The sequence below is a fragment of the Natrialba sp. INN-245 genome (assembly GCF_009807105.1).
In the GTDB taxonomy this organism is placed as follows: Archaea; Halobacteriota; Halobacteria; order Halobacteriales; family Natrialbaceae; genus Natrarchaeobius; species Natrarchaeobius swarupiae.
In genome coordinates this window covers 73813-96192 of record NZ_WUBV01000063.1, presented here as the reverse complement: position 1 = coordinate 96192, position 22380 = coordinate 73813, and the positions used below count along the sequence as shown (strand labels likewise).

Genomic DNA, 22380 nt, shown 5'->3' with positions numbered 1-22380 from the left:
CACTGATACGTTTTCCCCGGCGTGATGAATATAGAGCGTGTATGCAGCAGTAGAAGAACGAACATTCTGATCGCCAATTGCTAGATATCTAATAAGTATTACGCCTACTGTTCACGGCGTAGTTCAACGATGAACACGCTGCCTTCGGGATCGTTGTCCTCAACCCAGACAGCCCCTCCGTAGCGGTCAACGAGTGTCTGGACAAGGTACAGCCCGATTCCAGTCCCCTCACTGTCGAGGCCCTTCTCACCTTGGTTGAAGATTTGGTCTTTCTGCTGGTCAGGAATCCCCGGCCCGTTGTCTGCTATACGAACCCGAATCACCTCCTCGTGAGTCGTCGCCGAAACGGTGACTTCGGGAAGCTCCTTGTCGTTGTGAACGATAGCGTTGTTCAGCAAATTCCGGAACACCGACTCTAGCATATCGTCAGCCAGCACCGCTACATCCGGGAGTGATCCTTCTGTGGAGACAACGGCACGTTCGTGGTTCTCTCGCACGTGCTCGATCTGGGCTTCGAGAACCGGGCGGAGATTCACCGGAGTCGGATCGGTCTCCGAGCTGAGCATTGCCTCGGTGATTTCGCCAGCGGTTTGGGTGATTCCGACAGCTTCACGACCGGCCTTGAGAACATGTCGAAGATACTCCTCACCGTCGTCTTCGACGTAGTCTTCGAGCATGTCGCCGTACGCGAGCACGAGCTGGAGTTGGTTACGGACATCGTGACGGACAATCTGGTTGAGTATCTCCAGATTGTCACGCTGTTCTTCCAGAGTTTGTTCGTATTCTTTGCGTTCGGTAATGTCGCGGCTGTTCACGAGTAGCCCTTCGATGAGGTCGTCCTCAAGCTGGTTTTGTATTGTTGCCTCGATCCAGCACCATGAGCCATCCGCCCGGCGGAACTTGGTCTGGACAGTTTGGGACTCGTCGGGATACTCAATGACGTATTCGATTGCTTCCTCGACGGCCTTTACAGTCTCCGATGGCTGATATTCGAATCCATTCTGGCCGACGAGGTCTTCGGGGTCGTATCCGAGCACTCGTTCCACTGAGGGGCTTACATACGTGATCTCTCCCTCGGAATCAATCACAGTCGCTATATCACCGAACGTGTTAATTACCCGTTCGTAGTATTCGAGTTCACGTTCACGCTCTTTTCGTTCGGTGATGTCCTGAACGATGCCGACTGCCTCAATCGGGTCATCGGTCTCATCGCGTGTGAATTCAGCGACCTCCCGCATCCATTTGACCTCGCCGTCACCGGTCACAATCCGGTGTTCGATGTCGTACGGTTCACCGTCGAGTGCGGCCTGCCAAGCTTGGTCAACCCGGTCTGTGTCCTCGGGGTGGATGAAATCGAGGAACCGCTCGTGGTCGAGATAGCCGATTTCACCGTCAGCTTCCCACATGTCGTAGACGTGCTCGGACCAGTAGATTTCGTCGGACGGGATCTCCTTTCGCCACCACCCGATATCGGCGACCTTCTGTGCGTTCTGGAGATAGATCTCGTTCTGCCGGTGCTCCGTAATGTCGACGAGATAGCCCAGACGATTGATTATCTCGCCATCCTTCCAGATGTTCCGGGTGTGATCGAGCACCCATCGCACGGCCCCGTCGGGGGTGACGATCCGGTAGGGTTCGTGGCTGAACTGTTCGGTTCCCTCGGTGCTGTTGTCGGCGATCTCCTGCATCACGCGCTCGCGGTCCTCCTCGTGAATGATCTCGGAAAACTGCACCGCACCTGATTGTAATTCGTCTGCCGTGTAGCCCAGTACCTCTTCGACGTTCTCGGACACGTGTTCGACCGGCCAGCCCTCTGCTTCCCGCCACTTGAAGACGACCGCAGGACCTTGCGTGAACATCTCCCGCTTCTCTGCGAGCTGGCGCTCGTATGTCTTCCGGTCATCGATGTCGAGGTGGATGCCAACGGCCCGGACCGGTTCGCCATCTTCGTCGCGTTCGGCTATTTTTCCGATATCTCGAATCCACTTCCAGTCGCCGTCGGCGGTCCGCATCCGGTGTTCCGTGTCGTACAGATCCGTTTCGCCTGCGATATGTTCGTCCAGCGCCTCCTCGACGGCATCAAGGTCGTCGGGATGGACGCGCTGTTCCCACTCCTCGAGATGTGGTTCAATCTCGTCGAGGGAATGTCCGAGCATCCGAGCCCACTGTTCGTTGAACTCGACCTTGTCGGTAGTCATGTCCCAGTCCCAGACCCCGAGGTTCGCGCCCTCGACAGCAAGTTCGAACCGTTCTTTAAAACGAGTAATCTCTCGTTCCCGTTGTTTCTGCTCGGTGATGTCTGTCGAGACGCCACAAAGTCCCACGATCTCTCCGTTTTCGGCATACACTGGTGATTTTCGAGTGAGTCGGACAGTGTTCCCTGTGGCCGTTGGGAGTTCCTCTTCGAGTTCGATCATCTCACCGTTCTCAATAACCTGCCGGTCGTCTTTTCTCGCCTTTTCGGCTATCTCTGGCGGGAAGAGATCGTCATCCGTGAGCCCGGCGATCTCCTCGTCGTCTACGTTGAACAGGTCCCGGCACGCCCGATTCATCAGCAGGTACTGGCCGTCGGCATCTTTCAGAAATACCGCCGCAGACATGGTTTCAAGGACGGTTTGGAACTGACGGTCGAGTTGTTGTAGCTTCTGTTGTTGTTCTTTTTGCTCTGTGATGTCCCTAGCGACGCCGACGATCTGGGTTACTTGCTCGCCATCGGTGATCGGGGTGAGTTTCGTCTGCCAGTGACTCCTTCCAGCTGGGAATTCGAGCGTCTCTTCATACTGGATCGTCTCCCCCTGTTCGGCACAGCGGCGATAGTTCGCTGCGACGGTCGCGCCCTGTTCGTCGCCAAGCAGTTCCCGTGGTGTTTGTCCACGTAATTCGTCTTCGGAAAGACCCGTCACCTCTTGGTGTGAGGCGTTGTTTCGTCGGAACGTGAACGTGTAGTCATCGTCCATCTGCTCAACATCGATCAAAAAGACAGCATCCTCCATTTCGCGGACGATTACTTCGTAGACACTCTTCGACTCACCACCAATCGCTTGAAAACCCCTTGTAGTATCTGCGTTAGAATCCCCGTCCATCGTGTTCTTCTTGTGGATACAAAAGACATGCCGACAGTTAGTAATTCTGGACTACTTGGGTGAAAAGCCCCGTTCATTGTGGAAGATAGCACAGTATTCAATAATTAACTCCCACAGCCACTACGTGGTTCACTACCACTAACCGCCACAGTGCTGCATACGCGCCTTGTATTCATCACCGTATCTCTATCAGTCTCTTGAGAGAACTGAAGCAAAACGATGATTTTCCCTGCTAATCCTTAGCAGCCGTCGGCGTCGGTCTCCTCGCGGGGGCGGCGTACGCCCCGTCTCGTGCAGTCGGTCGGTCCCGGTCAGATCACCGTCGACCGTGACCGACGGATCGCGTCTCACCGGACGATCGTCACCGGTACCGGCGACCGGCGAGCGACGTGTTCGGCGACGCTACCGAGCAGGACGCGTGAGGCACCCGACCGGCCGTGGCTGCCGATCACGATCCGATCGACGTCGCGTTCGTCGGCGAACGCGACGATTTCCCGACCCGGTCGCCCGACGGTGGTCTCCGTCTCGAGGCTCACGTCGTGGGCCGAGGCGAGGTCGGCTGCCTCTTCGAACAGTTTTGCCGCCTGTTCTTGCTGGGCCTCGAGCAACGCGTCGTAGGCGTAGACCGAGCCTTCGCCGTAGGCCATCGTTCCAGGATCGATGATGTGTACGGCGACGATCGTCGCGTCGGGGTGTTCTCGAGCGGCGAACTCGAGGGCCTCTCTCGCCGGTTCGGAGTCGTCGAGTGGAACTAGAATCTCCATACCGATCGTTTGATCCCGAGTACTATAATCTGTGGTGTCATACGGGATGTCGTACCTGTTTGCCGGTGAGATCGCGGGGCGAGTCGCGGTCGCCACGGGATTCGGTTCTACTATCCGCCGACGGGCGAGTCCACCGTGGCGCTGTCGGTGTCATACGGTTTCCTGTCGGCCAGTGTCGATGCACCCGCGACCCGGAGCGGGTGCGCGGAACATCGGAACAGGAACCCGTATCAGCTGGCGCTACGTTCCCTCCGCGTCACCCTCGAGTCGCCAGTAGTGTTCGTCGACGACGTCGACCGTCGCGATCAGCGCGCCGATGACGACGGGGCCGAAGAACAGCCCCATGATACCGAACGCGTAGATACCGCCGAGGACGCCGAGAATGATGATCGCCGGGCTGAGGTCGGCGTACCGGTCGACGACGATCGGCCGGAGATAGTCGTCTGCGACGCCGACGACGATCGCGCTGTAGACGGCGAGCGCGATCGCCAACAGCGGTTCGCCGGTCGCGAACAGATAGAGGACCGCGGGGCCCCACACCAGAAAGGCACCGATCAGCGGCACGAGCGAGAGGACGATCATGACGAACGTCCAGAACGCGGCGTTCGGAATCCCGGTCGCGAACAGCCCCAGGCCCGCGATAGCGCCTTCGACGATCGCGATCAGTACGTGGCCTGCGAGGACGGCCCACATCACCTCGTCGAGTTCGCCGTAGAAGTCCTCCTGGACGTCCGACGGCAGCGGCGTTCGATCTCGGATCCACGCCATCAGTCGATCCCCCTCCTTGAGCAGGTAGTAGAGCAAAAAGAGAGTCAGGCCGAATCCGATCAGCGTATGCGTGATCGTGCTGATCCACGCCGTCGTCTGATCGACGAGAATCGACCCGATCTGCTCGCCGGAGTCCGCGACCGTTTCGGTCACGTCGACCTCGATCCCGGTTTCCGACGCGATCCACTCCTCGAGGTCGGCGATCTGTAGGTCCTGTGGATCGACCGATGTGACCATGTCGGCGGCGTCGTCGGCGACCACGAGCGCGACCAGCACGAACGGAACGATGAAGCCGACGATCGCGAGGACGACGAGGACGAACGCCGCGATTCCGGGCGAACTCACCCGCTCGAGTCGCTCCTGGAGCGGGTAGAGGACGAACGCGATTAGAACTGCACCGAGGACGTACTGGAGAAAGGGAACGACGAGTTGCCAGGAGAGATATGCGAAGATCACGACGACTGCGAGGAGAACGCCCTTGCTGCGGTTCACGCGGGAACCGACAACGTTCGGGACGATAAAACCGGGCGTAATTTGTTCGAAGACGAGACTGTCGTATTCAGTCGCCACACTCCTTCAAGGGTCTGGTTCGCGAATTCTACATCGAATGTCGACCCAGCTCGATCCGCTCTCGCTTGCGGGCGACCTCCTCTATACGGTCAAAACTGAGGGCGAGACCGACTGGCTCCGAGAGCACCTCGCGACGCTCGAGCGACCCCGACTCGAACGGGGGCTCGCCGGTCGCGAGCAGAAGCTCTCGTTCTGGCTCAACTGTTACAACGCCTACGGCCAGTTGTTGCTCGAAGAGGAGTCCTCGCTGCTGTCTGGCGGTGTCATCGACCGCTGGAAGTTCTTCGCCCGCGATCGGGTCCCCGTCAGCGGCGTCTGGCTGAGCCTCAACGATATCGAACACGGACTCCTCCGTCGCTCGAAACTGCCGTGGGGGCTTGGCTACCTGCCGCAGCCGTTCCCCTCGTCGTTCGAGCGACAGTTTCGACTCGAGGAGTGTGACCCGCGGATCCACTTCGCGCTCGGTCGAGGGGGAGAGAACTGCCCGCCGATCACGGTCTACTCCCCGGAAAACGTCGACGAGGAACTCGATATCGCCGTCGAGTGGTACTTGGAGGAAAACACCGAGTACGACCCCGACGAGGAGGTCGCGACGATCCCGCGGCTCTTCCGGCGATACCGGGGGGACTTCGGCGGTAGACGCGGGATCGTCTCCTTCCTCCGGGAGTACAACGCCGTTCCGGCGGGGGCGTCGCCGTCGCTCAGATACGTTCGATCGAATCGGGAACCGGAGTTCGACCTCGATCTCGAGCACGACGAGTTGCGACCGTAGCCGGAGTACTTTTGTCAGTTCCCCGTCTTCGCTCGCTCGTGACCACTTCCAGCCGACACGGCGATCCCGACGCCGTGTTCGAACGCGACGAACGCGTCTGTCGTCGCTGTGAGACCGGTGCCGACGAGGACCCCAACGGGCTGGCGCTGTACCCCGTCGGTGACGTCCCGGAAACGGGACCAGTCCACGAGAGCGCGCTCGTCACCGTCTGCTCGCCCTGTCTCCTCTCCCTCGAGTCCGACCCGGACGAAGACGTTGAACTCGACGACGACGCCCTGTTCGACCTTGTCCGACAGACGACCGAACGCCAGGGCGTGACGGTCTCGGCGGTCGCCGCTTTCGCCTCGCTCGCCACCGAACTTCCGAGCGAACTCGAGATCAGCGAGCAAGGGGACGACCTGGGATCCGAGTACGTCCAGGCCCGCCGTGAGGTCCTCCTCGCCATCGATTCCGTCGACTCCCGACTCGATCACCTCCACGCCGTCGACGACGCCGATCTCGAACCCACGGTCGCCGAGCCACTGGCCGCGTTCCGGGGCGGCGGAACCAAACTCCAGTCGGAACTGCGTGGCATCGTCGCGCTCGGTGAGTCCGTGGCGGCCGGCGTCGGGCGCTGTCACGGCTGTTTCGACCCGATCGTCGACGGCGAATCGCAGTGTCCGACCTGCGGCCTCGAGTATCGCGACGCCGACGACTGGCGGCCCGAACCCGGCGAGGACGTCGCCTTTCACCGACTGTTCGAGGCAATCAACGAGGCCCTACAGGCGGCCTCCGGGACGACCGAATCGCTGACGGGACGGACGACGGCGGTCGCCGAAGCGCTCCGAGGCTAAGCTTCGACGGCCGGCGCTTCTCGAGGCGTTCCGGCGAAACCGAGCTACAGCGTCGTCGTCGCATCAAGCGCGATGTCGATGGCGCGGCCGACGTTGTTCTTGGCCTTCTCGGGGAGTTCGTCGTCTTCGGTGTCGGTTCCCTTCTGGGTGCCCTCGACGAGGTTGCCGTCGACGGTACAGATCGCGCCGGCGCGCAGACCGCGGCGTCGGGCGAGCGTAAAGAGCGCGGCGGCTTCCATCTCGACTGAAAGCAGGCCGGCGGCTTCCCAGTCGGCGACGTACGCGTCGGTTTCGGCGTAGTAGGCGTCGTCGGAGGCGATAGGGCCGACGTGAACGTCCTCGTCTCTGGCCTCAGCGGTGTCGACCAGCGCCGAGAGGACCTCGTAGTCGGGGACGGCAGGGTACTCGACGTCCTCGTAGCGTTTCGACGTCCCCTCGTTTTTCGCGGCGCCGGTGGCAACGATCATGTCGCCGATCTCGATTCCCGACTGGAGCGCGCCGGTCGTCCCCACGCGGAGAACCGTCTCGACGCCCACGTTCGCGAGTTCTTCGACCGCGATCGCAGCCGACGGACAGCCGATCCCCGTCGAACAGATCGTCAGTTCGCGGCCGTCGTAGCTCGCGTTGACGACCTTGTACTCGCGGTTTTGCGAGACTGTCTCCGCCTCGTTGCAGTGGTCTGCGATCCGATCGACGCGTCCGGGATCGCCCGGAACGAGCGCGACGTCGGTGAGCTCTCCCTCCTCGACCAGCAGGTGCGGTTGCGTTGCCATATCTCGCGTTCTCCGGGCGGCGAGAAAAAAGGTTCGAGAGCCGAGGCGTTCGGTTACCGACGGTCGGGCGGGTCGATCACTCGGTCGTGAACACTTCGACGCGGGACGGTCTCACGACGACCGTCGTTTCGCCGACTGCGAACTCGACACGCCGTGCCGATCGATTGCCCTCCCCGGAGCCGTCGACGATCGCGTCGAGCGCCTCCGGGTCGACGTAATCGTAGAGGTGAGTCGACATCTGCGTCGCATCCTCGCCCCGATACTGTGCCAACGCCATCGTCACGGCGATGCTCGGCGGTTCGTCCGCTTCGTACTCGTACTGGACGCGCCGACCAACCGCACGGCCATTCGACTCGCGTATCGTTCGTTCGGTCATGTCTCTCCGTCACGTTTCCGTGACTGTCTACTCGAGTGGCCAACGGCCCGACGCATATAGATATCGTCAGACGGCACGTGCTGAGAGAGCGTGTGATAGTGTCACAGCTGTCGGGTCACGTTCGGTTGGCGACGATACGCCCTGTCATACGGGTTACTGTCAGTCGGTACCGCCGAACCCGCGACCCGTCTGCGGGTTCGCCGGTCCACCGGGACAGCAATCCGTATCAGTACCGATCGCCGAGAAACGCCGCAACCGCCTCGGCCGTCGGCGCGCTCCGAGCTCCCTCCCGTCTCGCCGTGAGCGCGCCACAGGCGTTTGCGTACTCGAGGGCGCGTTCGACGTCGTCGTGTGCGAACGTGCTCGCGATGAAGCCGGCGGCGAAGGCGTCGCCGGCTCCCGCGGTGTCGACCGTGTCGACGTCGAACCCTGGGTGATCGTAGGACCCGTCGGGCGTGTGGACCTTCGCTCCGTCCGAGCCGTGTTTGACGACGAGGACGCGGTCGCCGAACGCGGAGCCGACGTACTCGTCCTCGAGAAGCGCCGCGACCTCCCTGTCGTTTGCAAAGAGGACGTCGGCGGCTGCGAGCGTCTCGCCGTAGTCGCGGTCTGCGAGCCGACGTCCGGGATCGAAACTGATCGTCGAACCGGCTTCGCTCGCGACCGTCGCGATTCGGGCCGCCGTCTCGGGTCGCTGGCTCGTGAGGTGGACGTGATCGGCGTCTCGAATCCGGGACTCGTCGAGATCCTCGGGACCGACCGCCTCGTTGACACCGTCGTTGCCTAACACTGCGACCTCGCCGCCGTCGTCGACCAGCAGGTACTTGACGACGGTGTCCGCGTCGGGGACGACGCGAAGCCCGTCCAGTGAGACGCCGGCGTCCTCGAGCTCTCGGCGGGCGAGCAGTCCGTTGTCGTCGTCGCCGACGCTCCCGACGAGACCGGCCTCGAGACCGAGACCGGAGAGGGCTGTGGCGACGTTTGCGGCGCTGCCGCCGCCGGACTGTCGTTGTGATCGGATCGCCGACTCGCCGTCGGGTTCGGGGAGCCTATCGACGCGAAGCGTCACGTCCCAGTTGACGTGACCGGCAGTGAGCACATCGACCATTCGGTTGTCGGCACAAACGACGGCGTGTGAGAAAAGTCTAGGCGACCGTGAACGGCTCCCTTCATACGGTTTACTGTACGTCGTTACCGCCGAACCCGCGACCCGTCTGCGGTTTCGCTGGTACATCGGTACAGCAATCCGTATCAGCCGACCATGAACAGTAAGACGTTGTGGACGCCCGGCCCGAGACCGATCGCCGCGATGAACGCGAGGACGAGTCGTGCCCGTTTCGGCTCGACTTCGACGTACTCCCGGAACAGCCCGAGGATGACCGCTGCGAGCGCCACTTTCACCAGGACGAACAGCCAGCCGGCACCGATGAACTCCGCCGTCGGAAGCGCCCCCCCGGCCTCGAGGATCAGCCGCGAGGCTGGCACTTCCTCTCTGGCGCCGAGGAAGTCGTAGCCGACGGCCGTCGAGATGCCGTCGAGCGTATGTCCGAAGACGACGAGAGCGCCCGTTGCCCCCGTGACCGCGGCGACGTCGGTAAACCAGATGCTCAGTCCGAACCACGTCAGTGCGGTGACAACGACCGTGAGGACGACGATGACGATGAGCCAGAGCGGCCGAAACGTTCCGGTCCCGACGCTCGTCGCGACGAGTATCGACACGGCCGCGACGAAGACCCCCGCGCCGATCCCGCCCAGAAACCTGTCGGAAGTCTTCCATATTCCGCCCGCCTGGAGGAAGAGTCCGACGATCCAGAGCAACCCTGCGACGGTGGCCGTCACCAGGTAGACACTCGGCGTGGCGAACAACACGGCGACGACGTCCGGGTACATCTCGCGGCGATAGAAGACGTGAAGCGTCGCGCCCACCATCATCCACGGCGCGAACGCGAGGACGGTTCGATCAGTCACCGGCGGCTCGAGCGACCACAGGAGCGCAACGACGCCGAAGAGCACGGCCAAAAGCGGGACGAGGAGGTACCACGGCGGGAGCACGAACCCCTCTGGAAGCACCATACGATGAGAGGAACGTGCCAGAGACTAACATGTTCCGATCCGCAACGGTCGCCGATTCCGTGGGGCCAGCGGGTCGAACGGCGGCGTCAGGCTTCCCAAGGCTCCCCGATCGTCTCCCCGAACAGTTCCCGCATGAGCGTCACGATGCTCTCCGGCGGGAACTGCCCTCGTTCGGTCACGATCGCGTCGACGTGTCGCGGCGGCGTGACGTCGAAGGCGGGGTTCTCGACGATCAGTCCGTCGTCGACCTCCTCGAGTCCCCGGTCGTTGGCATCCTCGAGCGACCGCCCGTCGGTTTCCTCGAGTCCCGTAATCTCCGATCGCTCGTCCGTCGAGAGGACTTCGTTCTCGTCGCGCATCTCGATCGCGACCGTGTGGCCGGTCATCGTGTCGGGGTGGAGTTTGATCGTCTGGGCCGCGACCATCACGGGCACGCCACGTTCGCGGGCGTTGACTGCGAGGCCGCTGGTGCCGATCTTGTTGATGACGCTCCCGTCGGCGGCGATGCTATCGGCCCCCACGAGGACGTGATCCGCGTCATCGAGGTACCGACGGGCCGCGTTGTCGACGATCAGCGTCACGGGGACATCCCACTCGCGTAACTGCTCGGCCGTGATGTGACCCTGCTTTCGCGGCCGGGTCTCCTTGACGATCGCCTCGACGTGTTTGCCGTCCTCGAGGGCAGCTTCGATACACGACAGCGCGTCCGTCGAGTGACAGTGAGTCATCACCACGTCGCCGTCCCGCAGCCGGTTCGCGCCGATCTCGCCGAGTTTGGCCTGGGCTTGCTCGAGATCCCGGCGAAACGCCTCGGCTCTGGCGATCGTCGACGATCGAAGGTCGGCGACGGTCTCGCCGTCCATCCCCTGGAGGACGTACCGTAGTGCGTTGGGGAGACTGACGGCGGTCGGCCGCGTCTCATAGAGCCGTCTGGCGGCGGCGCGCATCCCCGCGCGGAACGCTTCCGGACTCGAGGCCTCCGATCGTTCGGCGTGGGTCGCAAGCGCCTCGGCGGCCGCGTCGGCGATCGTTGCGGCCCCGCGGATCCGCATCTCCGCGATGTCGGTTGCGGTGGCGTCGACGACGGGGTCGACGCCGGGCGGGTCGTCTTCCATGTCGACCCTTTGCACTCCGTGGGACAAAAGCGACCGGGCGGATTTTTGATGGTTCGGCGAGTCGGTCCGCTATGGACCGAACCGAACTCGCCCCCCTGATCGACCACACCGTCCTCGGACCCGAGACAACGACCGCCGACGTCAGGGCCGTCCTCGACGACGCCGACACGTACGGGATGAACGCCTGTATCCCGCCGTACGCGATCGAGGAGGCGACCGATTACGCGCCGGAAGTCACCCTCGCGACGGTGGTCGGCTTTCCCCACGGCCAGAACGACCACGACGTGAAACGCCGCGAAGGCGTTCTGGCCTGGAAGGCCGGCGCGGACGAACTCGACGTCGTGATCAACGTCGGCCGGCTGAAAGCCGGCGAGGACGACGTGATCCGCGCGGAACTCGCGGAGGTCGTCGCCGCGGTTCCGATCCCGGTGAAGGTGATCATCGAGACCGCACTGCTTTCCGAGGAAGAGAAACACCGAGCCTGCGAAGCCGCCGTCGCCGCCGACGCCGCGATGGTCAAGACCTCGACCGGCTTTTCCGACGGCGGCGCGACCCTCGAGGACGTCGAACTGATGAGCGAGTACCTCCCCGTCAAAGCCAGCGGTGGCGTCGGCAGCTACGAGGAGGCGGTCGCCATGCTCGAGGCCGGTGCCGAACGGATCGGTGCCTCGAGCGGCGTCGAGATCCTCGAGGGTGCGCCCGATCCGTCGGCGTAGGACGTCGGTTCGGTAGTTCGTTCGTCTTCGCCGTCGAATCTGCCGTTCGGTGTGCGTCGTGAACCCACACCATCCCGACGATTTTAGTGGCCGGCTTCCAAGAACGTCCGATGACACCCACGATCGAGGCGTTTCCGGGCGAGTCGGCGGATTTGGCGGATGGAGCGCGACTCTATCGCGACGCGTTCAACGAGCCACCGTGGGACGACGAGTGGACGCTCGAGACGGCACGAACGCGGCTCTCACAGCTCCTCGAGACGCCGGGTGCTCGCGGCTACGCCGCCCGGCTCGAGGACGACCTCGCCGGGCTGGTGGTCGGAACGGAAGAGTGGTGGGACGACGGGTCGAAGTTCTACGTCAGGGAGCTGTGTGTCGACCCCGCTCACCAGCGACGGGGCGTCGCCACGGCGTTGATGGACCACCTCGCCGAGGCGCTTCGTCGGGCGGGCGTCGACTCCATCTACCTGTTGACCCTCCGTGATACCCCCGCTCACGCGTTCTACGAGAAACGGGGGTTCGACCTCGACGATCGCACCGTGTTACTGAGTCGACGCCTCGACCGGTAACGCGACCAGAGTCGCTCGAGTGTGGTACTGTCGACGTGGAGCCGTTCTCGGTGGTCGCCCAGCCTCTCGGCGGTCACCCGACGTGCCGGGCCACGAGCACCGTTGCCACTCCTGCGAGCAGCGCGAGCAGGAGGTTCTCGGTCTTCCAGGCGACGAGCGCGACGACGGCCCCGCCGAGCCACTCCGCCGGCCCGCCCTCGAGCAACTCGGCGGCGACGATGGAGACGACGATCACGTCGGGCAGGAGTTCGAACCCGGTCTCGGCCCGCTCGGGGAGGTCGATCCGTCCCACGAGCCAGAGGCCGCCGGCTTTCGTGGCGTACGTCAGAAGCGCCATCGCGAGAATCGTCGCGACGACCAGCGGCTCGAGCGCCAGCGGGGACTCACTCATTCGCACCACCTCCCCCCGCACACTCGTCGTCCGCACCACCTCCCCCCGCACCACCTCCACCTGCACTACCTCCGTCCGCATCACCTCCGTCTGCACCGCCTGCGATTCCCGCGACACAACCTGCGCAGGCACCGAGGAGCACGTACCAGTAGCCAGGAAGGACGGCGGCGCTCGCCAGCGTGACGGCGAACGCCGCGGCCCACGGACGGAGGTCACCGGAACCGTCCCAGAGTTCGACGGCGGTGGCGACGAACACCGCGGCGAAGACGAAATCCAGGGCGTACCGCGAGGGGTCGCCGATGCCGTCGCCTGCGACGCCGCCGACGACCGTCGCCGCGACCCACAGGAGCCAGATGGCGAACCCGCTCCCGAGGAGGTACGCCCCGCGGACAGCCCTCGAGCCGTCGGCGTCCTCGGCGAGTGCGCCCATCGTCAGCGCCCAGTTCTCGTCGGCGGTGAAGAAGACGCTCCCGTAGGCCGCGGGCGGCGACAGCGTCCCGAACCAGGGCCGGAGCGCCGCTCCCATCAGCAGGTACCGCAGATTCACGAGCACCGTCGTGAGGAGGACCGCGACGACGGGAACGGCGGCCGCGTCCGCCCAGAGGTCGACGGCGATCAACTGCGCCGCACCCGCGAGGACGGTCGCGCTCATCAGCGTCGCCTCGGCGACGCTCAACCCCGCCTGGACGGCGAGAACGCCGAAGACGACGCCGTAGCTCGCGACGCCGACCGCGTCGGCAGACACTCGAGAAATCCCTCGCGCGCGCCGGCGGGGGTGAACGTGACCCGCTCCGACGCTTCGTCGATCGTTCGCTCGCGTTCGCCTCGAGACTCCATCCTACCGTCCGTCACAGGAGCCTCGAGACACCTAATATCTCGGAGAAGAGCCGTTCTCTAATGTGATCGAAACGTTCGCCAACGCCTCGGCGGGTCCCCGTTCGTCGGCGCATCGGTGGATAGCCGTTCGTCGGCGCGTCGGCGGGTTCCCTACTGCGATTGGGCGGTCAGGAGCGATCGGGGATCGAAACTCCCTCGAGCAGCCGTCGGCCCCGCTCGGTCAGCGCGTAGCCGTCGTCACTCCCGTCGACCAGCTCCTCGAGCGTTCGCAGATGATAGTTGAGTTTGCCGTTGTCCCGGATCGAGAGGCGCGCTCGCAGTTCGGAGTACCGGAGCGGCCGGTCGCGGTCGGCGAGCGCGGTCAGGATCTCGAGTCGAACCGGGCTCGCGAGCAGTTCGAACTCCTCGGAAGCGCGCTCGAGGTCGGGTTCGGAACCGTTCTCGAGGTCGTCTTCGGTGGCACACCAGAAACCAGGTTCAGATTCGTGATCGGGTTCGGGTTCGCGTTCGATGACGGGCGTGGTCTCGGGCCCGGTGGTTCGCGACGGCGGCCGGGGCGACGCGGGTGGAGACCGTGATGTGGGTCGAGACGATCCCAAACTCGAACCGGCGGACGCCGAGGCGTCCGGTGGACTCGTCTCTCCCCGCTCGAGTTCGGTGTTCGTCGGCCACAGCCACGTCGGGATCGCCATCGCTCGTCTCATTCTTTCGACTCGAGTAAAATCCTTCCCTCCGTTCCGGTGTCGACGCTCGATTCGCGCCTACCGGATCATGGCGGAGTACCTCGACGCACGGCTCTAGTACGGATTACTGCCCGTCAGTTCCGGCGGCTGAGTCGAGGACCCGAAAGTCGGCGACGGTATCCCTATCATACGGTTTCCTGTCAGTTAGTACCGCCGAACCCGCAGACTGGTCGCGGATTCGCCGGTACACCGGGACAGCAATCCGTATCAGCCGGCGCGCTACTCCTCGTTGAGGATCCGATCGATCAACTCGGAATCGTCGCCGCCGAGCACCGATCGGACGAGAAGGTGACCGCCGATCAGTGCCGGGCTGATGACCGTATCGGCGCCCGCCCGCTCGAGTTTCTTCGTGTTCTCGCGGTCGGTCGCAGCGGCGACGATGTGCGTGTCGGGGGCGAGCTGTCTGGCCGTGAGGATCGTCAGTGCGTCCTGTGCGTCCTCGTTCGTCGCGACCAGAACTGCGGATGCCTGCTCGATCTTGGCGCGGTGGAGTGGATCCTCGTCGCTAGGGTCAGCCATGATGACCGGGATGTCGTGTCTAGAGAGCGCGTCGGTCGCGTCGTTGTCGGCAGTTACGACGACGAACTCCCGGTCGTTGTCCGCGAGCTCGTCGACGATCGGTTCGGTCAGTTCGCCGTAGCCGAGCACCAGAACGTGGTCGCTCAGCAGTTCGAGTTCCGATTCGGTCATGATTCCGAGTGTTTTCGTGATCCGCGCCTGAATCGCCGGACCGAGGAGAACCCCGGCCGCCAGGCCGAAACTGGACACGCCGAGGACCAGGACGGACATCGTGAACAGCCGCGCGTCGATCGACCCGAGGTTCGGCGTGATGTCGCCGTAGCCGACCGTACTCGAGGTAATCAGCGTGAAGTAGAAGGCGTCGAGGGGGGTCTCGATTCCCTCGAAATCGTCGCGGAGCGCGTACGCACCGATGGTTCCGTACGCCTGGACGCCGACGAGTGCAGCGCCGGCCGCGATCTGCGTCGTACTCAAGGAGAGGGTTTTGCTAAAGCGGTCGCGGGTGAGCCACAGTATCGGAATCGACACGAGCGAGAGGACGATCAGCGGCACCGAGTACTGGCTCACCTGGAGAAATCCTTGAGCGGCGGTCAGGGGAAGCAAGAGGATCGTCATCCACCAGCCGACGCGCAGTCCGCGTCTGAGCGCGAGCGCGCCGACGACCATCATGAACCCGGTCACCGCACCGGTAAACCGGGCCGTCTGCTGGACGACATCCGGAATGTACGGATCGAGGGGCTCGTAGGGGGGTGCGACGCCGATGTTGAACAGTGCCGTCGCGACCGAGAGCAAGGCGACCGCGAGTGCCAGCGCGATCGCCGCTCGTGTCGTGAGCACCCGCTGCCAGTTCTCGGGCAGCCGGCTTCGGAGTGTCTCGGCCACGACCATACGACCCGTTGGGTCGCCCCACCAGTTAAGATTCGCCGTTTTCCTCACCGAATTCGGCGCGTTTCTCACCGGGAGTCGAGGCGTCCGCGGCCGACGCGAACCGAGGCGACCTGTCTCATACGGTCTGCTGTAAATCGTTACCGGCGAAACCACGAGCCGTCTGTGGTTTCACCGGTAAACCGTTACAGCAATCCGTATCACGGCTCGAGGAGCGGTAGCTACTTGCCTCCGGCACCGATACCGCCACCTATGTCCACCGAGTGGAAACTGTTCGCCGACCTCGCCGAACACGCGGGCGACAGACACGTTACGGTCGAGGCGTCGGCCGGAGACACCGTCGGGGACGCCCTCGAGCAGTTGCTCGACGGCCGTCCCGAACTCGCAGACCGGGTGCTCGAGGACGGCGAACTCCGATCGCAGGTCAACGTCTTGCGCAACGGAACGAACGTCCTCGTCGAGGAAGACGGGCTCGAGACCGAACTCGGCGACGGGGACGAGCTAGCGCTGTTCCCGCCGGTCAGCGGCGGTTGAGGCGCTCCGTTATCGGTCCATCGGCGACCGCTCCGTGAGGTCGATTCCGAGGACGAAATCCGGCTCCTCGTCGAGTTCGGCGCCAGCGGCTGCCGCGTCGCTGACGAACCGAGCCGTCTCGGGGATCGCGATCCGCATTCGGTCCGCCTCGAGTGTCGCGGCGTCTCGAGCCATCGCGGCGAACAACGAACGCGCCGCGTCGACGTCGTCCCAGGCGCCGACGCCGTACTCGGCGACGGTTTCTTCCTCGCCCCGGTCGGTCCGTCGATCAAACGTTCGGGACCGGTAGGCGGTTCCTACGGTCCCGTTCGGGTCTTCGACGACGAGGACGGCACTCTCGTCGGCGAACCGATCGAAATCGGCGGACGTTATCTCGCGCATCGCCCACGATTCTTCGGGGGCGAGTCCGAGTCCCCGCAGGTGCTCGCACGCGTCGCTTCGGATCCAGTAGCGCCACGCCGCCGTCGGATCGCTCGAGACGGCGTGTTCTCCCGGGCCCGACGCATCGCGGTCCGGTTCGGAGAAGGCGAACCGGAACTCCGTCACCGGCTCGAAGCCGATCGCACGCGCCATCGAGAGCGAGGCGACGTTCCACGAGAAGATTATCGCTCGGCCGACACGGGCATCGCGGTCGCGCGCCCACTCGAAACAGGCCTCGGTGAGTCGGCGGGCCACCCCTCGCCGACGGTAGTCGGGGTCGACCCGCAGGCTCTGGAACCAGGCTTCCTCGGGCGAGAGCAACCTCGCCTGGACGATCCCGGCCGCGTCGCCGTCGATCGTCGCGAGAAACGTCTTCGTCTCGGGGTCGTCCTCGTCCTCGAGCCAGTCGTGGTAGATGTCGGGGAGGTAGTCACCGCCGCGATGCGCCCAGATATCGCTCGTCATCTCGACGACGGCCTCGTAATCGTCGTGTGTCGCTCGCCTGATGTTCATCGATGAGATGGTTTGTGGTCGAGCGATCGGTATCGTGGCGGGTGGTCGAACGATCAGTGTTCGAGAACGCGATCACGAAACTCGAGCGCACAGTTGCACTCGAGTTCGATCCCCGATTCGCTCGTGTCTACTCCCAGGGAACGGACCGCTCCTGAATCTCGCCGGCCAGCGAGGTTTGCATGGCTTCTTCGACGTCCTCGGCGTTCGCGAGTGCCCACATGAGTTTGACTTTCGCCGTTCCGGGGAGGGTGTCGCCGGCCTCGATTACGCCCGCCTCGAGGAGGTCGCGGCCGGTGTCGTAGACCCGGTCGCAGACCCGACCCTCGAGACACTGACTAGTCATCACGACCGTCGTCCCGCCCTCGATCAGGTCTTCGATCCGTGGGATGAGGTCGGTGTGGACGTGTCCGAGTCCCGTTCCCTCGAGTACGAGGCCCGCCGACCCCTCGACGACGTCGAGGAAGGCGGGATTCATTCCGGGCGTGAACTTCAGCAGTTCGACGTCGCTCTCGAGGTCGGCGTCGATGGCGAGATCCGCCTCGCCGCGCTTTCTGTGCTCACGGCGAAACTCGATCGCGTCGCTCCCGTCGTCGGAGAGTGCGTCGTAGTCGACCGCTCCCAGTGGTTCCGCGCCGACGGTCTCGAAGGCATCTCGGCGAGAGGTGTGGTTCTTCCGGACGCGGGTCCCGCGGTGGAGCGCACAGACGTCGTCGGACTCGGAGGCGTGCATACAGACCAGCACCTCCGCGCAGCCGCTCTTTGCGGCCTCGACGGCGCAGACGGCGTTCATCACGTTGTCCGACGACGGTCGATCGGCGGAACGCTGGCTCCCGGTGAAAACGATCGGCACCGGCGTCTCGAGGGCAAAGGAGAGGACCGACGCGGAGTACTGCATCGTGTCGGTGCCGTGCATGACGACGACGCCGTCGGCACCGGCCTCGATCTCCTCGTAGACCGCCTCGGCGAGATCCCGCCAGATCGGCGGCTCCATGTTCTCAGAGAGGATGTTCGCGACGACGCGCCCGCGGTAGTTCGCCCGGCCGGCGAGATCCGGGACCGCCCGGAGGACGTCCTCGGCGTCGAACTGAGCCGTGACGGCACCCGTACGGTAGTCGACCGTCGAGGCGATCGTTCCGCCGGTCGAGATCAGCGAAATCGTCGGGAGGTCGTCGTCGAACGCGATCTCGGAGGCCTCGTCGCTGTCGCCTACCGAATCGGTCCCGTCGATCTCGTAGACGTCCTCCGCGAGCACCTCGACGTCGGCTTCGGCGCGGTCGACGCCGACGTTGTAGCCACCCTCGAGTTTCACCACGAGGTGATCGTCCGTACTCGAGGGGAGCAACACGCCCTCGTACGTGCGCTCTGCGCGGTCGACGCGAACGCGGTCGCCTGGATTCATGCGTGGGCGTTGCGCGCCGTTGGACTTGAAGCCACGCTTTCGTCCTCGGGCAGCGACGTCTCCGTCCGAGGACCGTCCGTCACGCGAGGATCCCAACGAGAACCAGTCCGGCCCCACCCAGAAGGAGTACCCCGACGATGAGTGCCGTCAACAGCCGGATCGACGCGAGTGCGTCGTCACTGAGATCGAGTCTTGGATAGAGCTGACGCGCGGCGTAGAGCAATCCCGCGCCGGCGGCGAGGGCGATCGCCCCGAACGCGACCAGTTCGACGTTCACTCATCACCGTACCAGCCGATCCGTAAAAAAACGTGTTCACATCTTCACGGGCAGAACGAGCGCTCGGAACCGTCCCTCGAGGACCGAGCGGGTATGGGAAAGCTCCATGATGCTCGCCGACCACCGTTCGAACATGGGTGAGCGTTCGGACGAACTGACCGAGAGTCGCGACGCGGACGCTCCGTCTACCGACGACCTCCTCGAGGAGACCGAGCAGTTGCTCTCCGAGACGGGCGGCGAGCCCGCGCCGGTCGACGGCGAGGGGCGACCGACCGACTCCGGATCACCGTCAGCCGAGGCGTCGACCGCTGACGCCGACGGATCGCGCTCGTGGTGGCCGTTCTCGAGGGGCGACTCGAGCGAGGCCGCACGTACGAGCGACTCGGCTTCCGGACGCCTCTCGAGGCTCGGACCGAGTCGCTCGCTCGGCGAGTACTTCTCACCGAAGGCGTTTCTCGCCGTGCTGGCGCTCGTGTCCGTTGGGTTGTTCGCCGGCGGAACGCTCCTCCCGATCGGCGCGCTCGGTCGGTTCGTCGGTCTGGTGGCGGTCACCTTCCTCTTTGGCTTGCTCACGTCGAAACGGCGGTATCTCGAGCTATCGGTCGCGGGGACGGCTGCTGGCGGGCTGACGACTGTACTGTTCGATCTCCCACTCGCCATCGCCGGCTCGGGACGGACGCTGCTTGCTGCCGGCGCGGCCGCGGGGCTCGTCGTCTCGGTTCTCGGATACTACTTCGGCCGCGACCTCCGTGACGGCCTCTCGCGGGATATCGAGTAGGCAAACGCACCCCGCGGGAGCACCTGACCACGGTGTGCTCGAGATCGCAAGATGGTCCGTATCGGCTCCTCGAACGCGGGTCGGCGATCCCGCAGAAACCGATTGCAGCCACGTAGTTGGAGCGACGGAGTCGATGTACGGAGCAGTTCCTTCGATCGATTTCTCGATCACACACCGAGTGGACCGAATCGTTTTCACACTCGTTCGCGTACGCCTATAATGGTGGATGATAACATGCAACATTTCCGAGCCGATTCACCGACTGGTGACATCGCGTATCTCGCGCGATCTCGACACCGAATTCCCGCACTCGTCGCACTGACGGAGCGTCCTCGAAGCCGTTCCGAACTGTGCGAGTTGACCGGCGTTTCGGACTCGACGATACGACGAACGCTGGACGAGTTCGAAGACCAGATCTGGATCCGCAAAGACGGTTACCAGTATACGGCAACACGGCTGGGTGAGGTGATCGCTTCGGGGATGGAAGAGCTGATCGAACGGGTCGAAACAGCGCGAAAGCTACGTGACGTCTGGCACTGGCTCCCCGACGAAGTCGGCGAGTTCCCGGTCGAGATGTGGACCAATCTGACCGTCACCGTCGCCGATCCAGACTCCCCGTACAGGCCGGTGAACCGATTCGAGTTCCTTCTCCGGGAGGCGACCGCGGTACGATACCTACGCGCCGAGATCGCCCTGATGGACCCCTGCTTCGACGCCCTCCGCCAACGGATCAACGACGGCGTAGACGTAACGGTAATTGGCCGCCCGAACTGCAACGCGTACTTTTACTCGAACTACCCGGAACACAACCGAGAGCTACTACAACGGGACAACTTTACCGTTCTCGAGTACGACGACCTTCCGCCGTACGGGATCGGACTCCTCGACGAGCGCGTGATCATCAGCTGTTACGAACAAGGCAGCGGGACGGTTCGGGCGCTGGTCGATACTGACGTCCCGTCGGTCCACGAGTGGGCGCAGTCGATCTACGAGCGGTACACGGCCGATGCCCACCCCTTCGACCCGCAGTCGACCGTCGAGTGACGAGTTTGAGGACGGTATCCGGTCTGTCGTCGTAGCCACCTAAGTACCACGCGAGTGGACCACGGCCACCGCTCTGTGGCGGTCGGTGAGACGTGTGCAGCGACTGCGGGACCGCCAGGAGCTGCCGAAATGCCACAAATTAGCTACAATATCTCCGGTTCCGTTGCGTCTAGCCGAGGAGTGATGTGAGAATGTCAACCGACAAGCAGACCGCACACGGAATCGACCTCGAGACACTCGAGGGGTTCGCCGAACACGCGGCCGACGATCCCGAAGCCGTCCAGTTCGGGCTCGGGGCGTCCGCGACCTACGAGGGGACGGCCGCACACAGTCTGGCGCGAGTCGATAGCTACGAACTGGGAGGCGAGACGATCGCTCGTGAAACGCGCGAGTACACGATCCCCTACGGCGCCTGGAAGGAAGTGCTGGACGCCGGTGGGTGGGTCGGCGGGACCGACCGACTCGAGCCGATAGAAGCGGCGCTCTCCGCGTTGGCTGCCTGTATCAACGTCGGTATTACGATCAACGCCGCCGCCAGCGGTGTGGACATCGACCACCTCGAGACACGCGTCCGGACCGATTTCGATCCAGCGGTTCTGTTCAGCCTCGAGGGCCTCGACGAAGCCGACTCGGTTTTCGAGAACCTCACCGCCGAGGTCGAGATCGACGGCGAAGATCTCGATCAGGACCTGATCGACGAATGGGCGCGACGGGCACCCGTCTACACCTTCGTCTCTCACGCTCAGGACGTCGATATGACCATCAACGGGCCCGCCAAGGTCGCGGGCGAGGACTCACTGGTGAGCGCCGATGAGTAAGACGCTCGATACGGACAAACTCGAGCGGGAGGTCAAGTCGATGTACTGTGACGTCGCGGAGTCCGCCGACGCCGAGTTCCACTTCGAGACGGGTCGAGACCTCGCCGAGCGTCTCGGCTACGAACCGGACACCCTCACCTACGTTCCCGACGAGGCGATCGACTCGTTCGCAGGCGTCGGTTACTACTTCGAGTTCGCAGATCTCGATCCGCGTGAGGACGTACTCGACCTCGGCAGCGGTTCCGGAATGGACGCCTTCTACGCCGCGATGAACGTCACCGAAACCGGGTCCGTCACGGGCGTCGACATGACGCCCGAGCAGGTCGCGAAGGCCAACGAACTCGCCGCAGACAACGGGTTTCACACCGTCAACTTCCATCAGGGGTACATCGAGGACCTGCCGTTCGAGGACGAATCGTTCGACGCCGTACTCTCGAACGGCGTGATCAACCTCTCGGCCGAAAAGCGTCGAGTCTTCGAGGAGGCGTACCGCGTACTGCGGCCGGGTGGACGGATCACACTCTCCGACATCGTCAGCGAGCACCAGCTGCCCGAGGGCATCAAAACCGACGCGGATCTCTGGGCGGCCTGCATCGGCGGTGCCGAACAGGTCGACAGCTACGCGTCGCTCGTCGAAGCCCCTGGCTTCGACCTCGACGAGATTCGGGAGAACACCCAGTACGAGTTCATCTCCGAGCGGGCGGCGAACGCCTGCCAGAAGTACGGCGTGATGAGCGTCTCGCTGCGTGCCAGCAAACCGCTCGAGTGACTCCAACCGGTACACCGGTCGTTTTTCGGGAGGTCCGATCACGA

General features: G+C 63.8%; 24 protein-coding genes and 1 pseudogene. 10 read left to right on the top strand and 15 right to left on the bottom strand.

Annotation, left to right across the window (positions count from 1 at the left end; translation table 11 throughout):
• Positions 1–104: 104 nt before the first annotated feature.
• The gene (locus GRS80_RS20860; protein ID WP_343161622.1) at positions 105–1793 is read right to left on the bottom strand and encodes a PAS domain-containing protein; all 1689 of its coding nucleotides are present in this window, start codon (positions 1791–1793) and stop codon (positions 105–107) included.
• On the opposite strand from GRS80_RS20860, the gene GRS80_RS20855 reads away from it, so the two are divergent.
• Positions 1794–2354, top strand: coding sequence for a hypothetical protein (locus GRS80_RS20855; protein ID WP_235019815.1), 561 nt, complete (start codon positions 1794–1796; stop codon positions 2352–2354).
• A 1076-nt stretch (positions 2355–3430) separates the two neighbouring features.
• Here the strand turns inward: GRS80_RS20855 and GRS80_RS17010 are convergent.
• Positions 3431–3847 carry a universal stress protein gene (locus GRS80_RS17010; protein WP_160048600.1) on the bottom strand — a complete coding sequence of 139 codons (417 nt, stop codon included), beginning with the start codon at positions 3845–3847 and terminating at the stop codon, positions 3431–3433.
• Between the two features lie 240 nt (positions 3848–4087).
• Positions 4088–5107 (bottom strand): AI-2E family transporter, encoded by a 1020-nt coding sequence (locus GRS80_RS17005; protein ID WP_343161621.1) that lies wholly within the window; start codon positions 5105–5107, stop codon positions 4088–4090.
• A 115-nt stretch (positions 5108–5222) separates the two neighbouring features.
• Here GRS80_RS17005 and GRS80_RS17000 point away from each other — a divergent pair, with 115 nt between their 5' ends.
• Positions 5223–5957, top strand: coding sequence for a DUF547 domain-containing protein (locus GRS80_RS17000; protein WP_160048599.1), 735 nt, complete (start codon positions 5223–5225; stop codon positions 5955–5957).
• 38 nt (positions 5958–5995) lie between these two features.
• Complete coding sequence (locus tag GRS80_RS16995; protein ID WP_343161620.1) at positions 5996–6790, top strand: HNH endonuclease; 795 nt, start codon at positions 5996–5998, stop codon at positions 6788–6790.
• A 44-nt stretch (positions 6791–6834) separates the two neighbouring features.
• Here GRS80_RS16995 and GRS80_RS16990 read toward each other — a convergent pair whose 3' ends face one another.
• From GRS80_RS16990 to GRS80_RS16970, 5 genes are all read right to left on the bottom strand, one after another.
• The gene (locus GRS80_RS16990; protein ID WP_160048597.1) at positions 6835–7563 is read right to left on the bottom strand and encodes a nucleoside phosphorylase; all 729 of its coding nucleotides are present in this window, start codon (positions 7561–7563) and stop codon (positions 6835–6837) included.
• Between the two features lie 76 nt (positions 7564–7639).
• Positions 7640–7939 (bottom strand): HalOD1 output domain-containing protein, encoded by a 300-nt coding sequence (locus tag GRS80_RS16985; protein WP_160048596.1) that lies wholly within the window; start codon positions 7937–7939, stop codon positions 7640–7642.
• 226 nt (positions 7940–8165) lie between these two features.
• Entirely contained in the window at positions 8166–9047 is an 882-nt protein-coding gene (locus GRS80_RS16980; protein WP_160048595.1) for a PfkB family carbohydrate kinase, read from the bottom strand.
• 143 nt (positions 9048–9190) lie between these two features.
• Positions 9191–10012, bottom strand: coding sequence for a DUF63 family protein (locus GRS80_RS16975; protein WP_160048594.1), 822 nt, complete (start codon positions 10010–10012; stop codon positions 9191–9193).
• Between the two features lie 86 nt (positions 10013–10098).
• Positions 10099–11127: a ribose 1,5-bisphosphate isomerase gene (locus tag GRS80_RS16970; RefSeq protein WP_160048593.1), complete on the bottom strand. Its 1029-nt coding sequence runs from the start codon at positions 11125–11127 to the stop codon at positions 10099–10101.
• Positions 11128–11198: 71 nt separating this feature from the next.
• Here GRS80_RS16970 and deoC point away from each other — a divergent pair, with 71 nt between their 5' ends.
• Together deoC and GRS80_RS16960 are read left to right on the top strand one after the other, a co-directional pair.
• Entirely contained in the window at positions 11199–11843 is a 645-nt protein-coding gene (gene deoC / locus GRS80_RS16965) for a deoxyribose-phosphate aldolase (RefSeq protein WP_160048592.1), read from the top strand.
• 110 nt (positions 11844–11953) lie between these two features.
• The gene (locus GRS80_RS16960) at positions 11954–12409 is read left to right on the top strand and encodes a GNAT family N-acetyltransferase (RefSeq protein WP_160048591.1); all 456 of its coding nucleotides are present in this window, start codon (positions 11954–11956) and stop codon (positions 12407–12409) included.
• 73 nt (positions 12410–12482) lie between these two features.
• On the opposite strand, the gene GRS80_RS16955 is transcribed toward GRS80_RS16960, so the two are convergent.
• From GRS80_RS16955 to GRS80_RS16940, 4 genes and pseudogenes are all read right to left on the bottom strand, one after another.
• Positions 12483–12800: an AzlD domain-containing protein gene (locus GRS80_RS16955; protein WP_160048590.1), complete on the bottom strand. Its 318-nt coding sequence runs from the start codon at positions 12798–12800 to the stop codon at positions 12483–12485.
• Positions 12793–13637 (bottom strand): annotated as a pseudogene (locus GRS80_RS16950) (AzlC family ABC transporter permease). The gene GRS80_RS16955 and the pseudogene GRS80_RS16950 overlap by 8 nt, the downstream one beginning before the upstream one ends.
• 167 nt (positions 13638–13804) lie before the next feature.
• A complete protein-coding gene (locus tag GRS80_RS16945; protein ID WP_160048588.1) occupies positions 13805–14329 on the bottom strand; it encodes a helix-turn-helix domain-containing protein in 525 nt (174 codons plus the stop codon).
• Positions 14330–14599: 270 nt separating this feature from the next.
• Positions 14600–15787, bottom strand: coding sequence for an NAD-binding protein (locus GRS80_RS16940; RefSeq protein WP_160048587.1), 1188 nt, complete (start codon positions 15785–15787; stop codon positions 14600–14602).
• Positions 15788–16036: 249 nt separating this feature from the next.
• On the opposite strand from GRS80_RS16940, the gene GRS80_RS16935 reads away from it, so the two are divergent.
• Positions 16037–16318 (top strand): ubiquitin-like small modifier protein 1, encoded by a 282-nt coding sequence (locus GRS80_RS16935; RefSeq protein ID WP_160048586.1) that lies wholly within the window; start codon positions 16037–16039, stop codon positions 16316–16318.
• A 9-nt stretch (positions 16319–16327) separates the two neighbouring features.
• Here GRS80_RS16935 and GRS80_RS16930 read toward each other — a convergent pair whose 3' ends face one another.
• The 3 genes from GRS80_RS16930 to GRS80_RS16920 form a co-directional block, all read right to left on the bottom strand.
• Positions 16328–17251, bottom strand: a complete 924-nt coding sequence (locus GRS80_RS16930) for a GNAT family N-acetyltransferase (RefSeq protein ID WP_160048585.1) — start codon at positions 17249–17251, stop codon at positions 16328–16330.
• Positions 17252–17378: 127 nt separating this feature from the next.
• Positions 17379–18650 carry a Glu-tRNA(Gln) amidotransferase subunit GatD gene (gene gatD / locus GRS80_RS16925; RefSeq protein WP_160048584.1) on the bottom strand — a complete coding sequence of 424 codons (1272 nt, stop codon included), beginning with the start codon at positions 18648–18650 and terminating at the stop codon, positions 17379–17381.
• Positions 18651–18729: 79 nt separating this feature from the next.
• Positions 18730–18927, bottom strand: coding sequence for a hypothetical protein (locus tag GRS80_RS16920; RefSeq protein WP_343161619.1), 198 nt, complete (start codon positions 18925–18927; stop codon positions 18730–18732).
• A 133-nt stretch (positions 18928–19060) separates the two neighbouring features.
• Here GRS80_RS16920 and GRS80_RS16915 point away from each other — a divergent pair, with 133 nt between their 5' ends.
• The 4 genes from GRS80_RS16915 to GRS80_RS16900 all read left to right on the top strand — a co-directional run bounded on the left by GRS80_RS16915 (position 19061) and on the right by GRS80_RS16900 (position 22336).
• Complete coding sequence (locus tag GRS80_RS16915; protein WP_160048583.1) at positions 19061–19705, top strand: DUF456 domain-containing protein; 645 nt, start codon at positions 19061–19063, stop codon at positions 19703–19705.
• A gap of 234 nt (positions 19706–19939) precedes the next feature.
• Entirely contained in the window at positions 19940–20749 is an 810-nt protein-coding gene (locus GRS80_RS16910) for a MarR family transcriptional regulator (protein WP_160048582.1), read from the top strand.
• 191 nt (positions 20750–20940) lie between these two features.
• The gene (locus GRS80_RS16905) at positions 20941–21567 is read left to right on the top strand and encodes an OsmC family protein (protein WP_160048581.1); all 627 of its coding nucleotides are present in this window, start codon (positions 20941–20943) and stop codon (positions 21565–21567) included.
• Positions 21560–22336: a methyltransferase domain-containing protein gene (locus tag GRS80_RS16900; RefSeq protein ID WP_160048580.1), complete on the top strand. Its 777-nt coding sequence runs from the start codon at positions 21560–21562 to the stop codon at positions 22334–22336. Before GRS80_RS16905 ends, GRS80_RS16900 begins: the two co-directional genes overlap by 8 nt.
• Positions 22337–22380 lie beyond the last annotated feature (44 nt).

Bases quoted from the DNA above. Each gene is read 5' to 3' on its own strand.
- GRS80_RS16985 (WP_160048596.1), bottom strand. From the start codon at position 7,939: ATGACCGAACGAACGATACGCGAGTCGAATGGCCGTGCGGTTGGTCGG.
- GRS80_RS16975 (WP_160048594.1), bottom strand. From the start codon at position 10,012: ATGGTGCTTCCAGAGGGGTTCGTGCTCCCGCCGTGGTACCTCCTCGTC.
- GRS80_RS16935 (WP_160048586.1), top strand. From the start codon at position 16,037: ATGTCCACCGAGTGGAAACTGTTCGCCGACCTCGCCGAACACGCGGGC.
- GRS80_RS16910 (WP_160048582.1), top strand. From the start codon at position 19,940: ATGCAACATTTCCGAGCCGATTCACCGACTGGTGACATCGCGTATCTC.
- GRS80_RS16930 (WP_160048585.1), bottom strand. From the start codon at position 17,251: ATGAACATCAGGCGAGCGACACACGACGATTACGAGGCCGTCGTCGAG.
- GRS80_RS16905 (WP_160048581.1), top strand. From the start codon at position 20,941: ATGTCAACCGACAAGCAGACCGCACACGGAATCGACCTCGAGACACTC.
- GRS80_RS16915 (WP_160048583.1), top strand. From the start codon at position 19,061: ATGGGTGAGCGTTCGGACGAACTGACCGAGAGTCGCGACGCGGACGCT.
- GRS80_RS17000 (WP_160048599.1), top strand. From the start codon at position 5,223: ATGTCGACCCAGCTCGATCCGCTCTCGCTTGCGGGCGACCTCCTCTAT.
- GRS80_RS16955 (WP_160048590.1), bottom strand. From the start codon at position 12,800: ATGAGTGAGTCCCCGCTGGCGCTCGAGCCGCTGGTCGTCGCGACGATT.
- GRS80_RS16945 (WP_160048588.1), bottom strand. From the start codon at position 14,329: ATGGCGATCCCGACGTGGCTGTGGCCGACGAACACCGAACTCGAGCGG.
- deoC (WP_160048592.1), top strand. From the start codon at position 11,199: ATGGACCGAACCGAACTCGCCCCCCTGATCGACCACACCGTCCTCGGA.
- GRS80_RS16980 (WP_160048595.1), bottom strand. From the start codon at position 9,047: ATGGTCGATGTGCTCACTGCCGGTCACGTCAACTGGGACGTGACGCTT.
- GRS80_RS16940 (WP_160048587.1), bottom strand. From the start codon at position 15,787: ATGGTCGTGGCCGAGACACTCCGAAGCCGGCTGCCCGAGAACTGGCAG.
- GRS80_RS16960 (WP_160048591.1), top strand. From the start codon at position 11,954: ATGACACCCACGATCGAGGCGTTTCCGGGCGAGTCGGCGGATTTGGCG.
- GRS80_RS16990 (WP_160048597.1), bottom strand. From the start codon at position 7,563: ATGGCAACGCAACCGCACCTGCTGGTCGAGGAGGGAGAGCTCACCGAC.
- GRS80_RS17010 (WP_160048600.1), bottom strand. From the start codon at position 3,847: ATGGAGATTCTAGTTCCACTCGACGACTCCGAACCGGCGAGAGAGGCC.
- GRS80_RS16970 (WP_160048593.1), bottom strand. From the start codon at position 11,127: ATGGAAGACGACCCGCCCGGCGTCGACCCCGTCGTCGACGCCACCGCA.
- GRS80_RS16900 (WP_160048580.1), top strand. From the start codon at position 21,560: ATGAGTAAGACGCTCGATACGGACAAACTCGAGCGGGAGGTCAAGTCG.
- gatD (WP_160048584.1), bottom strand. From the start codon at position 18,650: ATGAATCCAGGCGACCGCGTTCGCGTCGACCGCGCAGAGCGCACGTAC.